The sequence below is a fragment of the Prevotella sp. OH937_COT-195 genome (assembly GCF_003932845.1).
In the GTDB taxonomy this organism is placed as follows: Bacteria; Bacteroidota; Bacteroidia; order Bacteroidales; family Bacteroidaceae; genus Prevotella.
In genome coordinates this window covers 1-316 of record NZ_RQZH01000202.1, presented here as the reverse complement: position 1 = coordinate 316, position 316 = coordinate 1, and the positions used below count along the sequence as shown (strand labels likewise).

The 316-nt window shown below is 46.8% G+C and carries 1 rRNA gene; it reads right to left on the bottom strand.

The annotated features are described in order from the left end of the window. Positions 1–316: ribosomal RNA gene (locus EII32_RS11885) — 23S ribosomal RNA — on the bottom strand; the annotation flags it as partial.

Sequence of the window (316 nt, the reverse complement as noted above, 5' to 3'; positions counted from 1 at the left end):
CCCTTAGAACGCTCTCCTACCATTGTCCAAAGGACAATCCACAGCTTCGGTAATATGTTTAGCCCCGGTACATTTTCGGCGCAGTGTCACTCGACTAGTGAGCTATTACGCACTCTTTAAATGATGGCTGCTTCTAAGCCAACATCCTAGTTGTCTGGGCAACGCCACATCCTTTTCCACTTAACATATATTTTGGGACCTTAGCTGGTGGTCTGGGCTGTTTCCCTTTCGAACACGGACCTTATCACCCATGTTCTGACTCCCAAGTTAAATTGATTGGCATTCGGAGTTTGTCTGAATTCGGTAACCCGAGAAG